We start from the raw sequence: 13,283 nt of genomic DNA, 5'->3' as shown, positions 1-13,283 counted from the left end.
CAGTTCTACTCTGGTCGGGACAACCGGCACGAAACGGGGACGTCCCGGCGCCCCCATCAGGAGTGAACAGATGGATCACAGCGGGCACGGCATGAACATGGATCTGCCGCCGTTCACGCTGGGACGCGGGCTCCAGTTCTCCGCGGACCCGTTCTTCCTGACCGGCTGCGTGCTCGCCGTGGCCTTGTACGGATACGCGGTGCTGCGGCTGCGCAGACGCGGGGACGACTGGCCGGTCAACCGCATCGTCTTCTTCGTCATCGGTGTGCTGAGCATCGCGCTGGTGATGTGCACCAAGCTCAACGACTACGGCATGGTCATGTTCAGCGTGCACATGGTGCAGCACATGGTGATCAGCATGCTGTCACCGATCCTGCTGTTGCTGGGCGCACCCGTGACGCTCGCGCTGCGCGCACTGCCGGTCGCGGTACGTGGCCGGAAGGGGCCGCGCGAGCTGCTGCTGATGCTGCTGCACAGCCGGTACATGAAGGTCATCACGCATCCGGTCTTCACCATCCCGCTGTTCATCGCCAGCCTGTACGGCCTGTACTTCACCCCGCTCTTCGACTACCTGATGGGCTCGACGGTCGGGCACCTCGCGATGATGCTGCACTTCCTCGGGGTCGGCCTGGTCTTCTTCTGGCCGATCATGGGCATCGACCCGGGGCCGCACCGCCCGGGTTATCTGATGCGGATGCTGGAGCTGTTCGCCGGGATGCCGTTCCACGCGTTCTTCGGCATCGCGCTGATGATGGCCTCCCAGCCCATGGTCGAGGTCTACAAGAACCCGTCGGCCTCCCTCGGCATCGACGCCCTGGCCGATCAGAACGCGGCGGGCGGGATCGCCTGGGCGTTCAGCGAGATCCCGTCGGTGCTGGTGCTGCTCGCCCTGGTCTTCCAGTGGTACCGCTCCGATCAGCGGACCGCGAAGCGCTCCGACCGTGCCGCGGACCGTGACGGGGATCAGGAGCTCCACGCGTACAACGCCTATCTCGCCTCGTTGCAGGCGCGCGGACGGTAGCGGTGGACATGCCTTCGGGGTGACGATGGCAGTCACGGCCGCGCGGCCGGCGAGGAGCGTGCGCGCATGTCCGGATCCACGAAGGCAATGGGAGTAATGACCGTAGGGGCCCTGGTGACGGTCACCGCCTACACGGTGGCGCTGGGGAGCAACGGCTGGCTCTGGTTCGGCTGGGTGGTGCTGGGGCTGATCACGATAGGGATGGTCGCCACCCGCGAGACCTGAGCCGGGCGTGGACACCGGCTCGGGCGGAACGGACCCGGGCCGGACAGGTTCAGGCCCGGCGGGTTCAGGCCCGGCGGGTTCAGGCCCGGCGGGTTCAGGCCCGGCGGGTTCAGAAGCGGCGGGTTCAGAAGCGGAACACCGGGCCGGTTGACGCGTCCATCAGGCACGCGTTGGGGAACGTGTGCCGCCAGCGGGCGATGACCTCGCCCCTTCGGACACCCTCGGCCGTGACGGTCACCGGGTCGTACTCATAGGTGCAGGGATGCGGATCGCCGGGGAGGGCGCCGAAGTCACCGTCCGCCTCGTCGATCGCCGCGCAGGCGCCTGTCGCGTCGGGGTGCCGGTCGTCAGGACCGGGCGGACAGTGCAGTATGACCCCGCGGATCCAGGTGTTCTCGCTGCCGGAAACGGTCAGGAGGACTCCCCTGTCCGGCGCCGGGGGCGGGGCGGCTCCGGCGGGCACGGCCGCGCCGAGGGTCAGCAGGGCGACGGTGGCAAGCACGGCGCGCACGCGCATGGAGGGCTCCTGGGATCAGCGGCTCGGGGCTCCACGGCCCCGGCCAGATCATCCCGGCGCCGCCGCCGTGACAAGCAGCCGCGCCGTGCGCCCCACCTCCGGGTGAGCGGGCGGGTCCGCCCGGAGTACGTGCGACCGGTGTTCCGCACCCCCACCGTTCACGATCGCACCGTCCGCGCCCGCACCGTTCACGGCCGCCGTGTACACCATCGCGTACGCGGAACGGGATGGCCAGGGCGCCTCGCGGCTCACTCGTCCCTCGCGCGCCGAACCAGCCACCTGTCACTCTCCGTCGATGCCTGGCACACACGCGGCCGGTCGGTGTCACGTACCGGCCCCCCGGGCGCGGACACTCCCGCCACTCGCCATTCGCCGCACCTTCGCCCTGCGTGTCCACGCTCTCACCCCGCGTGTCCCTGCCCTCTGCCAGGCACTTCCCCCCCGGCCTCCCAGGCCGCCTGCTCACCGCGCGGCACGGCCACCTCGTGCTCCACAAACGTTCCGCGTCGCCTTCTGGGAAGCTCCGGCACTGCGCGCACCCGACGTGCGGCAGCTCCTTCCGTCACCGCACGCATCCGCCCCGGACACCACGGACCGCGCTCCGCCGAGATCTCCGCAAAGCCGCCCCCACGCGAATGCGAACGATCCCCGCCCGGCCGCGGCACGCCCTCCCGGCAGGTGCTCCGCGCGCGGCCGCGAACGCATCGCCGGACCGGCCCGGAAGCTCGCGCCGCCGGGTCCGGCACCGCCCTTCGGGAACGGGCAACTGGGCTCCACGGAACGCCCGTTCGGGGCGTGGCCGAGTTAACGCGCCCGTAAGACAGTTGTGATTTAAGTCTTGACAGGTGCCTATCACCACGCCACTTTGGGAGCGCTCCCACAATCAAGACTTGCACACTCCATCCCCCTCCCTTCTCCCCCAATGCCGGGTGACGAGACGGGTGTTACGGGGCGCAGCCGCGCTCCCCGTGACGCTCCGCGCCACCCGGTCGAGGAAGGCGTTTGTCATGACCTTGGTGAAGCGCTGCAGGCACGGCCGCACCAGAGGGCTCCCGACCGTCCTGGTCGGTTCCCTCGCCGTCGCCACCACCCTGGTGGGCGGACCGGCGACCGCTGTCCAACCGAGCACCTTGCATGAACTCGCCGCCGCCCAGGGCAAGTACTTCGGCTCCGCCACCGACAACCCCGAGCTGCCCGATGCCGCCTATGCGGCCACCCTGGGCTCCGAGTTCGGGCAGATCACCCCGGGCAACTCCATGAAGTGGGACACCGTCGAGCCGGCCCAGGGCCGGTTCGACTTCACCAAGGGCGATGTGGTCACCGACTTCGCACGGCGGCACGGCCAGACCGTGCGCGGCCACACTCTCGTCTGGCACAGCCAGCTGCCCGGCTGGGTCTCCGCGCTGCCGTCGGCGCAGGTGCAGGCGGCGATGAAGAACCACATCACCGCGGAGGCCACGCACTACCGCGGTGCGGTCGCCGCCTGGGACGTGGTGAACGAGCCGTTCAACGAGGACGGGACCTTCCGTACGAGCCCCTTCTCCACCGCCATGGGCAGCGACTACATAGCCACCGCCCTGCGCGCCGCGCATGCCGCGGACCCGGCCGCCAAGCTCTACCTCAACGACTACAACATCGAGGGGCTCGGCGCGAAGAGCGACGCCATGTACGCCCTGGCGAGCAAGCTGATCGACGAGGGCGTGCCGCTGGACGGCGTCGGGATGCAGGCGCATCTGGCCGTTCAGTACGGCTTCCCGTACGCGATGCGGGAGAACATGCGGCGGTTCGCCGATCTGGGCCTCGATGTCGCGGTCACCGAACTCGACGTACGAATGCAGCTGCCCACCGACGCGACCAAGACGGCCGCCCAGTCCAGCTACTACCGGCAGGTCGTCGAGGCCTGTCTGGCGGTCGCCCGCTGCGTCGGCGTCACCGTGTGGGACTACACGGACAAGTACTCCTGGGTCCCGAGCACGTTTCCCGGCGAGGGGGCGGCCAACCTCTATGACGGGAACCTCGCCCCGAAGCCGGCCTACGACGCGGTACGGACCGCGCTGGGCGGCAAGGACGACGGCGGCGGGGAGGGCGGCGACCCCGGCGCGCTGAAGATCCAGTACCGCAACAGCGACAACGCGGCGGCCGACAACCAGATCAAGCCGGGCCTCCAACTCGTGAACACCGGTGGTACGGCGGTCAACCTCTCTTCGGTGACGGCCCGGTACTGGTTCACCGGCGACAACGGGGCCTCGACATACAGCAGTTGGTGCGACTGGTCACCGATCGGCTGCTCCACCGTCACCCACCGGGTCGTCGCCATGACCACCCCGGTGGCAGGCGCCGACCACTACCTCGAAGTGGGCTTCACCGCCGGCAGCCTGGCCCCCGGCGCCTCGACGGGCGAGATCCAGCTGCGCCTGAACAAGACGGACTGGTCGAACTTCGACGAGTCGGACGACTACAGCCACGGCACCGGCACCGCGTACGCGGACGCCACCAGGATCGCCGTCTACGTCGGCGGCGAACTCGCCTGGGGCATCGAGCCCTGACCGCCGGCTCCACCGGCACCCACCGCACTCACCTCCCCGCTCCTCCCCGCTCCTCCCCGCGCTTTCCCCCGTCCCCCCTTTCCGTCCCTCCCTCCCCCCTCTCCAACGACACCCCCCAATGGAGGATTTGTGTCGATAAATCGTAGAACATTCAGCAGCGCCATGGGCGGCAGCCTGCTCGCCATGGGCCTGGCACAGGGCACCGCCGTCGCCAAGCCCACCGCCCCGGCGGCCTCCGGCGGCACCCGCGCCGCAGCGGCAAACGATCCCTACACCCAGGCGTTCCTCACCCAGTACGGGAAGATCAAAGCGGCCGCCAACGGCTACTTCAGCCCGGAAGGTCTCCCGTACCACTCGGTCGAGACCCTGATGGTCGAGGCTCCGGACCACGGCCACGAGACCACCTCGGAGGCCGTCAGCTTCTGGATGTGGCTGGAGGCGGCCTACGGCCGGGTGACGGGCAACTGGGCCCCGTTCAACGCGGCCTGGACGGTGGCGGAGAAGACCATCATCCCGCAGCACGCCGACCAGTCGACCAGCGGCTCGTACAACCCCGGGGCCCCCGCGACCTACGCACCCGAGCACCCGCTGCCCAACAACTACCCCTCCGCCCTGGACGGCTCCGTCCCGGTCGGCACGGACCCGCTCGCCACCGAACTCGCCTCGTCCTACGGGACGATGGACGTCTACGGCATGCACTGGCTCATGGACCTGGACAACATCTACGGCTACGGCAACAAGCCGGGCACCGGCGGCGAGTCCGGGCCGGGCGCCGGGGCCTCGTACATCAACACCTACCAGCGCGGCGCGCAGGAGTCGGTGTGGGAGACGGTCCCGCAGCCCACCACCGACCTGTTCAACTACGGCGGCCGCAACGGGTATCTCGATCTCTTCGTCGGCGACGCGAGCTACGCCAAGCAGTGGAAGTACACCAACGCGCCGGACGCCGACGCCCGCGCGGTGCAGGCCGCCTACTGGGCGTTCCGCTGGGCATCGGCCCAGGGCAAGGCGAGCGAGGTCGCGGCCTCGGTCGCGAAGGCCGCCAAGATGGGCGACTACCTCCGCTACGCCATGTTCGACAAGTACTTCAAGCGGATCGGCGACTGCACCGACCCGGGCTCCTGCCCCGCCGCATCGGGCCGGGACTCCCAGCACTACCTGCTGTCCTGGTACTACGCCTGGGGCGGCGCCGCGGCGGGCAGTGGCGGCGGCTGGGCGTGGCGCATCGGTGACAGTGCCTCCCACCAGGGCTATCAGAACCCGCTGTCGGCCTGGGCGCTGTCCAACGTACCGGCACTGACCCCCAAGTCGGCGACGGCCAGGGGCGACTGGTCCAAGAGCCTGACCCGGCAGCTGGAGTTCCTGACCTGGCTGCAGTCCAGCGAGGGCGCCTTCGCGGGCGGCTGCACCAACAGCTGGGAGGGCCGGTACGGCAAGCCGCCGGCGGGCACGCCCACGTTCTACGGCATGGCCTACGACTGGCAGCCGGTCTACCACGACCCGCCGAGCAACAACTGGTTCGGCTTCCAGGCGTGGGGCATGGAGCGCGTCGCCGCGTACTACTACGTCACCGGCAACGCGTCCGCGAAGGCGGTGCTGTCCAAGTGGGTCGCCTGGGCCTCCGGTGAGACGACGGTGGGCGCCGACGGCACCTTCCGTTTCCCCTCCACCCTGAGCTGGACGGGCCGGCCCGACACCTGGAACGCGGCGTCCCCCGGGAAGAACGCGGGCCTGCACGTCTCGGTCGTGGACTACGCCAACGACGTCGGCATCGGCGCCGCATACGTCAAGACGCTCACCTACTACGCCGCCAAGTCGGGCGACAAGAAAGCCGCGGCGCTGGCCAAGGCGCTGCTGGACGCGATGGCCCTGAACACCACCGCCAAGGGCATCTCGGTGCCGGAGACCAGGAAGGACTACAACCGGTTCAAGGACGAGGTGTACATCCCGGCCGGATGGTCGGGCACGATGCCGAACGGCGACACCGTCAAACCGGGTGCGACCTTCATCGACATCCGCAGCTGGTACAAGCGCGACCCGGACTGGCCGAAGGTGCAGGCCTACCTGGACGGCGGCGCGGCGCCCACGTTCACGTATCACCGCTTCTGGGCGCAGGCGGCACTCGCACTGGCTTTCGCGATCTACGCGGAGCTGCTGGTGGAGGGCGGCGGAACCGGCGGGGACACCGAGGCACCGACGACACCGGCCGGGCTCACCGTGACCGCGACGACCAGCAACAGCGTGTCGCTGTCCTGGTCGGCCTCCACCGACAACGTCGGGGTGACCGGCTACGACGTGTACCGCAACGGGGTGCTGGCGGGCAACGCGACCACGCGGACGTTCACCGACACGAATCTCGCCGCGGCCACCGCGTACAGCTACACCGTCGCGGCACGGGACGCGGGCGGCAACACCTCGGCGCTGTCGGCCCCGGTCACCGCGACCACGAAGCCCGGCGGCTCGACCGGCACCGGTGCGGTGAAGGTCCAGTACAAGAACAACGACTCCTCCGCGACCGACAACCAGATAAGGCTGGGCCTCCAGCTCCTGAACACGGGCAGCGCGCCGATCGACCTGTCCACGGTGAAGATCCGGTACTGGTTCACCTCCGACGGCGGCTCGAGCACCTTCGGCACGTACTGCGACTACGCCGCGCTCGGCTCGGCGAACATCACCCACAAGGTGGTCGCCGTCGCCGGACCGAAGACCGGTGCCGACCGGTATCTGGAGGTCGGCTTCACCGGCGGTGCGGGCACCCTGGCCGGCGGCGCCTCGACGGGCGAGCTCCAACTGCGCCTCAACAAGAGCGACTGGTCCAACTTCAACGAGAACGACGACTACAGCCACGCCGCCAACACCACGTACAGCGACGCTTCGAAGGTCACGGCGTATGTGGGCACCACACTCGCCTGGGGGATCGAGCCATGAGCGGCCACCGCGTGACAGACACAGCGGCCGGACGCACCGGCCCCCGATTCCCGTCCCTGGCAGGGGTTTTGGCAGCCGTCGTGCTGGCCGCGGCCTCGATGCTCACCGGCGCCTCCCCGGCCTCGGCCGCCCCGGTCACCGACTGCACGCCGTGGGGGACCACCGCACTGCGGGGCGGGGAGTACCTGTACCAGCAGAACGAGTGGAACTCCAAGACCGAGCAGTGCGTCACCGTGGACCCGCAGACGGGAGCGTGGAGCGTCACCAAGTCCTCGTTCTCGCTGCCGACGAACGGCGCCCCGGCCACGTACCCCTCCAGTTACAAGGGCTGCCACTGGGGTCTGTGCACGACGAACAGCGGGCTGCCGCTGCGGGTGAACGAGCTGGGCAGCGTACGCACCGACTGGTCGACCACCCAGGTCGGCTCCGGCGCGTACAACGTGTCGATGGACATCTGGTTCAACTCGGCGCCGGTCACCGACGACCAGCCGGACGGCACCGAGCTGATGATCTGGATGAACCAGCGCGGCGGTGTCCAGCCCATCGGGTCCCGCACCGCCACGGTCCAGCTCGACGGCCGGACCTGGGACGTCTGGACCGGGCCGGGCGCCTCGGGCTGGAAGGTGATCTCGTACGTCCTGCAGAGCGGCGCCACCGAGCTCACCGACTTCAATGTGAAGGGCCTGATCGACGACGGCGTCGGCCGCGGATCGATCAACCGCGCACACTATCTGATCGACGCGGAGGCCGGATTCGAGATCTGGCAGGGCGGTCAGGGCCTCGGGATGAACAAGTTCTCCTTCACCGCGAGCACGAAACCGGACAGCGGCGGGGGCGACACCCAGGCACCGACGGTGCCGGCGAATGTGGCGGTGACCGGCACGACCGCCGGCTCGGTCTCGTTGTCCTGGACGCCGTCGACGGACAACACCGCCGTCAGCGGATACGACATCTACCGCGACGGGGTCAAGGCGGGCACCACCGCAGCGACCACGTTCACCGACACCGGACTCGCCGCCTCGTCCACGCACCGCTACACCGTGCGTGCCAGGGACGCGGCCGGGAACACCTCGGCGGACTCGGCACAGGTCACCGCGACCACCGCGGCAGGCAGCGGCGGGACGACCGGCGCGCTCAAGGCCCAGTACAAGAACAACGACTCCTCACCCCGCGACAACCAGATCAGGCCGGGCCTCCAACTGGTGAACACCGGCACCACAGCGGTCGATCTGAGCAAGGTCACCCTGCGCTACTGGTTCAGCGGTGAGTCCGGCGCGGCCTCGTACGGCACCGCGTGCGACTACGCGGTGATCGGCTGCGGCACCGTCACCCACCGGGTGCAGCCGTCCGGCTCCGCCGCGCCGGGCGCGGACCACTACCTGGAGGTCGGCTTCACCGGCGGCAGCCTGGCCGCGGGCGCCTCCACCGGCGAGATCCAGCTGCGGCTCAACAAGACCGACTGGTCCGTCTTCGACGAGACCGACGACTACAGCAGGGCCGTCAACACGGTCTTCGCCGACGCCTCGAAGGTCGCCGTGTACATCAACGGCGCCCTGGTCTCGGGCACCGCACCGTGACCGGCCGCTGACCGCGGCCGGCCACCGCACCGCACTCCCGATGGCGGGTCGCCCATCCGCCCCGCTGCACTCGCCATCGGGGTACCACCGGCGTCCTCGCCGACGCACCGCAGATCGCCGTCCGTGGACGGCGGCCTGACGGGGCATCGGGCCCCACCGGGCCCATCCCCCGGCAACACCCCACGAACCCGTCTGCGGGGAGCTTCCGCAGACGTACGAGAGGAGCACGGAGCCGCAATGAGTACCAGAGGCACCATCACGCACGGGCTACGCCGAAAACTGGCCGCACTCTCCGCCCTGGCCATGGGCGCGGCACTGGCGGTCGCCATCCCCACCACCGCATCAGCGGCGGCGGCACGGGTCGACAACCCCTATGTGGGCGCCAAGGCATACGTGAACCCCGACTGGTCCGCCAAGGCGGCGGCCGAACCGGGCGGCAGTGTCATCGCCAACGAACCGGGATTCGTCTGGATGGACCGCATCGCGGCCATCCAGGGCTCGGCCCAGGCGATGAGCCTGCGCGAGCACCTCAACACGGCACTGCGCCAGGGCGCCAACCTGTTCCAGGTCGTCATCTACGACCTGCCGGGACGCGACTGCGCCGCGCTGGCGTCCAACGGTGAGCTCGGCCCCACCGAGCTGAGCCGGTACAAGAACGAGTACATCAACCCGATTTCCGCGATCCTCGCCGACCCGGCGTACGCGAACCTGCGCATCGTCACGATCATCGAGCCCGACTCGCTGCCCAACCTGGTCACCAACGCGGGCGGTTCGGCCGGCTCCACCGACGCCTGCGCGACCATGAAGGCGAACGGCAACTACGAGAAGGGTGTCGGCTACGCCCTGCACACCCTCGGTGCCATCCCCAACGTCTACAACTACGTGGACGCCGCCCACCACGGCTGGCTGGGCTGGGACTCCAACTTCGTCCCGTCTGCGCAGGAGTTCAAGAAGGCCGCCACGTCGGAGGGCGCCACGGTCGCCGACGTCACGGGCTTCATCGTGAACACCGCCAACTACTCGGCCACCAAGGAGCCGAACTTCAAGGTCACCGACACGGTGAACGGCACCCAGGTCCGCCAGTCCAAGTGGGTCGACTGGAACTACTACGTCGATGAGCTGTCGTTCGCCCAGGCACTGCGCACCGAGCTGGTGAGCCAGGGCTTCGCCTCGAACATCGGCATGCTGATCGACACGGCCCGCAACGGCTGGGGCGGCACCAAGCGGCCCGCCGGCCCCGGTCCGCAGACCAGTGTGGACGCCTATGTGGACGGTGGCCGGGTCGACCGGCGCATCCACCCGGGCAACTGGTGCAACCAGAGCGGCGCCGGTATCGGCGAGCGTCCCACCACCGCCCCCGCGGCCGGCATCGACGCGTACGTCTGGGCCAAGCCCCCGGGCGAGTCCGACGGCAACAGCGCCCCCGTCGCGAACGACGAGGGCAAGGGTTTCGACCGGATGTGCGACCCCACGTACACCGGTAACGGCCGCAACGGCAACAGCCTGACCGGCGCCCTGCCGAACTCCCCGCTCGCGGGTCACTGGTTCTCCGCGCAGTTCCAGGAGCTCGTGCGCAACGCCTACCCGGCGCTCGGCGGCGGCGACGGCGGCGGCAGTGACACCCAGGCGCCGACCGCGCCCACCGGCGTGACCGTAACGGCGAAGACCAGCGGCAGCGTCTCGCTGTCCTGGACCGCGTCGACCGACAACGTCGGGGTGAGCGGTTACGACGTGTTCCGCGGCGGCGTGCGGGTGGGCTCCACCACCACGACCTCGTACACGGACACCGGTCTGACGGCCGGGACCACCTACAGCTACACGGTCAAGGCCAAGGACGCGGCAGGGAATGTGTCGGCGGCCTCCGCCGCCGTCTCGGCCACCACGTCCGCGGGCGGCGGCACCGGGACGGGCTCGCTCAAGGTCCAGTACAAGAACACCGACTCCTCCCCCACCGACAACCAGATCCGGATGGGTCTGCAACTGGTCAACACCGGCAGCACCTCGGTGGATCTGTCCACGGTGAAGGTGCGGTACTGGTTCACCCCCGAGGCCGGGTCCTCCACCTTCGGCACGGCGTGCGACTACGCGGTGATCGGCTGTGGAAACCTGTCCCTCGGCGTGAAGTCCTCCGGCAGCTCGGCCGCCGGTGCCAGCCACTACCTGGAGGTCAGCTTCGGCAGCGGCACGCTCGCCGCGGGCGCCTCCACGGGTGAGATGCAACTGCGGCTGAACAAGAGCGACTGGTCCAACTTCAACGAGGCGGACGACTACAGCCGTTCGACAAACACGAGCTACGCCGACTCGACGAAGATCGGCGTGTACGTGGCCGGCGCGCTCGCCTGGGGCACCGCTCCCTGACCTTTCCACCCGCTCAGGTAACCGACCGGGCGAGAAGGTCACCCAACGGCCCGCCCCCTGCCGGACATCCGGCAGGGGGCGGTGTCATGCCCGCGGGGCGGGCGCCGCCGCGTTCAGAGCACGCCCGGGACGGTGATGCCCGCCTCAGCGGCGGCGGTCAGCTGCTGCCAGACCTTGGGCGCCACCGCGATTGCGCTCCCGGCCCGGACGGCGGCCGTGGCGGCGCTGCGTTCACCCGGGTAGTGGACCCCGTCCGCGGCAGCCGCCGGGGGCAGCCGCTTGAGGGTGTCCAGGGTGGTGTCCACGGAGGCGACGAACGCGTCCGGGTCGCCGAAGGCCGCTGGGTCGATCGCGACGATCAGCGCGTTCTGCCGGTGCTTGCGGCCCTGGGGGTCGCCCGAGTGGAAGGCCGAGAAGATCGGCGCGCCGACGAGCACGCTGGTGATCAGCTCGAAGGCGAGCGACATCCCGGACCCCTTGGCGCCGCCCAGCGGCAACGGCATGACGGCTTCGGCCGGGTCGGTGGTCGGGGCGCCGTCTGCGGCCCCCTCGGGCAGTGGCGTACCGCTCGCCCTCGCCTGGCGGATCCTGCGACGCGCTGATCGTGCAGAGCGTGGACATCGACGCCCTTCCCGGCGACATCGCCAGGGCGAGGAAGGACGGTGTCCCCGTCTTCCTGACCTCGGTGGACCCGGACGACACGTCGGACATCCTGGGGGCGGTCGTGCCCCTCAGTACTGCCCGTGACCGCCACGGCGATCAGCTCGTGAACGGCCCTGGTGGCGGGGTTCACCGGGAGCACGTCGGGTGGACCCCGCACGGTCGTCACGCTCGTCGGGCCGCCTCTTTCCCACCTCGGCTTCGAGTGCGCGCGGGCCTCCGATTCCGGCGAGCGCGCTGACGCCCCGGCCATCCTGTGGGACCGCGACGGCGGTCCGGCCGGCGCCCTCGCGCAGCATCCGCCGGGCCGCTCGACCTCCGGTGGATCGAGGACCGGTCCTGGATCCGGGTGCGTCACGGTGCGACGGGACTCGGCCGCGGTGAACTTTTCGGACCCCTCGGCTACCGGCGGTGGCTCCACGACTCCGGCGCGGCGATCGAGCGCCGCCGCCACCCGAGGAATTCGCCGTGCGGTACCTCCACGACGTCACCGCTCAGGCGCTCCCCGGCGGCGACGGACCGCCCCCGGCCCGTACCGGCCGTGCCCCGGAGCGCCCGGCCCGACCGGAGTCCGGTCGGCAAAGCCGCCAAAGGCACGGCATCGACCCGCCCGAGGGCGGGTAGACGGGACGACGGCTGCACATAGGGTGTCCTCTGCTGAGGTCTCCGCTGACCTGGTAAAACGCAGCTGTGGAGCCGATCCGGCCGACCTGGGAGCCGCCCCGTGTTCTATTACCTGCTCAAGTACGTCGTCCTGGGGCCGCTGCTGCGGCTGTTCTTCCGCCCGGTCATCGAGGGCGCGGAGCATATTCCGGCGGACGGTGCGGCCATCGTCGCCGGCAATCATCTGTCGTTCTCCGACCACTTCCTGATGCCGGCGATCATCAAACGGCGCATCACCTTCCTCGCGAAGGCGAAGTACTTCACCGGTCCCGGTGTGAAGGGCCGGCTGACCGCCGCGTTCTTCCGGAGCGCCGGGCAGATCCCGGTGGACCGGTCCGGCAAGGAGGCCGGGCAGGCGGCGATCCGCGAGGCGCTCGGGGTGCTGAGCAGGGGCGAGTTGCTGGGCATCTATCCGGAGGGCACCCGTTCGCACGACGGGCGGCTCTACAAGGGCAAGGTCGGGGTCGCGGTCATGGCCATCCGGGCACAGGTGCCGGTGGTGCCGTGCGCCATGGTCGGCACGTTCGAGATCCAGCCTCCCGGCAAGGTCGTACCGCGCATCAAGCAGGTCACCATCCGCTTCGGCGAGCCGCTGGACTTCTCGCGCTACACCGGGCTGGAGGACGAGAAGGCGGCGGTCCGGGCTGTCACCGACGAGATCATGTACGCGATCCTGGGTCTCTCCGGACAGGAGTACGTCGATGAGTACGCGGCCAAGGTGAAGGCGGCCGAGCAGGCGGAGCGTCCGGGAAAGTTCCCGAAACTGCGACGCTGACGGCGGATTCGCG

General features: G+C 69.9%; 8 protein-coding genes and 2 pseudogenes. 8 read left to right on the top strand and 2 right to left on the bottom strand.

All coding sequences use genetic code 11. The features are described 5' to 3' along the window. The first annotated feature begins 70 nt into the window (after positions 1-70). Together FHX80_RS29755 and FHX80_RS34915 are read left to right on the top strand one after the other, a co-directional pair. Positions 71-1,021, top strand: a complete 951-nt coding sequence (locus FHX80_RS29755) for a cytochrome c oxidase assembly protein (RefSeq protein WP_145767589.1) — start codon at positions 71-73, stop codon at positions 1,019-1,021. A 66-nt stretch (positions 1,022-1,087) separates the two neighbouring features. Further along, the gene (locus tag FHX80_RS34915) at positions 1,088-1,246 is read left to right on the top strand and encodes a hypothetical protein (RefSeq protein WP_167523771.1); all 159 of its coding nucleotides are present in this window, start codon (positions 1,088-1,090) and stop codon (positions 1,244-1,246) included. A 124-nt stretch (positions 1,247-1,370) separates the two neighbouring features. Here the strand turns inward: FHX80_RS34915 and FHX80_RS29745 are convergent, their stop codons facing one another. Further along, entirely contained in the window at positions 1,371-1,763 is a 393-nt protein-coding gene (locus FHX80_RS29745; RefSeq protein WP_145767588.1) for an SSI family serine proteinase inhibitor, read from the bottom strand. Between the two features lie 1,007 nt (positions 1,764-2,770). On the opposite strand from FHX80_RS29745, the gene FHX80_RS29740 reads away from it, so the two are divergent. From FHX80_RS29740 to FHX80_RS29725, 5 genes and pseudogenes are all read left to right on the top strand, one after another. Beyond that, positions 2,771-4,309: a glycoside hydrolase family 10 protein gene (locus FHX80_RS29740; RefSeq protein WP_208764832.1), complete on the top strand. Its 1,539-nt coding sequence runs from the start codon at positions 2,771-2,773 to the stop codon at positions 4,307-4,309. 174 nt (positions 4,310-4,483) lie between these two features. Next, on the top strand, positions 4,484-7,237 hold the full coding sequence (locus FHX80_RS29735; RefSeq protein WP_145768110.1) for a glycoside hydrolase family 48 protein: 2,754 nt from the start codon (positions 4,484-4,486) through the stop codon (positions 7,235-7,237). Next, positions 7,234-8,028 (top strand): annotated as a pseudogene (locus FHX80_RS36125) (GH12 family glycosyl hydrolase domain-containing protein); the annotation flags it as partial. The gene FHX80_RS29735 and the pseudogene FHX80_RS36125, both read left to right, overlap by 4 nt. Before the next feature lie 39 nt (positions 8,029-8,067). After that, positions 8,068-8,814: pseudogene (locus FHX80_RS36120) on the top strand (cellulose binding domain-containing protein); the annotation flags it as partial. A gap of 237 nt (positions 8,815-9,051) precedes the next feature. Beyond that, on the top strand, positions 9,052-11,172 hold the full coding sequence (locus tag FHX80_RS29725) for a glycoside hydrolase family 6 protein (RefSeq protein WP_145767587.1): 2,121 nt from the start codon (positions 9,052-9,054) through the stop codon (positions 11,170-11,172). 113 nt (positions 11,173-11,285) lie between these two features. Here FHX80_RS29725 and FHX80_RS29720 read toward each other — a convergent pair whose 3' ends face one another. After that, positions 11,286-11,729 (bottom strand): Ldh family oxidoreductase, encoded by a 444-nt coding sequence (locus FHX80_RS29720; RefSeq protein WP_244318740.1) that lies wholly within the window; start codon positions 11,727-11,729, stop codon positions 11,286-11,288. Positions 11,730-12,556: 827 nt separating this feature from the next. Here FHX80_RS29720 and FHX80_RS29710 point away from each other — a divergent pair. Then, positions 12,557-13,270: a lysophospholipid acyltransferase family protein gene (locus FHX80_RS29710; RefSeq protein WP_145767585.1), complete on the top strand. Its 714-nt coding sequence runs from the start codon at positions 12,557-12,559 to the stop codon at positions 13,268-13,270. The last annotated feature ends 13 nt before the right edge of the window (positions 13,271-13,283 follow it).

Origin of the sequence: Streptomyces brevispora (genome assembly GCF_007829885.1) — a bacterium.
In the GTDB taxonomy this organism is placed as follows: domain Bacteria; phylum Actinomycetota; class Actinomycetes; order Streptomycetales; family Streptomycetaceae; genus Streptomyces; species Streptomyces brevispora.
Note: the sequence above shows the minus strand (reverse complement) of the source record. Positions and strands in the feature narration are given on the sequence as shown.

Bases quoted from the DNA above. Each gene is read 5' to 3' on its own strand.
- FHX80_RS29745 (WP_145767588.1), bottom strand. From the start codon at position 1,763: ATGCGCGTGCGCGCCGTGCTTGCCACCGTCGCCCTGCTGACCCTCGGC.
- FHX80_RS29725 (WP_145767587.1), top strand. From the start codon at position 9,052: ATGAGTACCAGAGGCACCATCACGCACGGGCTACGCCGAAAACTGGCC.
- FHX80_RS29755 (WP_145767589.1), top strand. From the start codon at position 71: ATGGATCACAGCGGGCACGGCATGAACATGGATCTGCCGCCGTTCACG.
- FHX80_RS34915 (WP_167523771.1), top strand. From the start codon at position 1,088: ATGTCCGGATCCACGAAGGCAATGGGAGTAATGACCGTAGGGGCCCTG.
- FHX80_RS29740 (WP_208764832.1), top strand. From the start codon at position 2,771: ATGACCTTGGTGAAGCGCTGCAGGCACGGCCGCACCAGAGGGCTCCCG.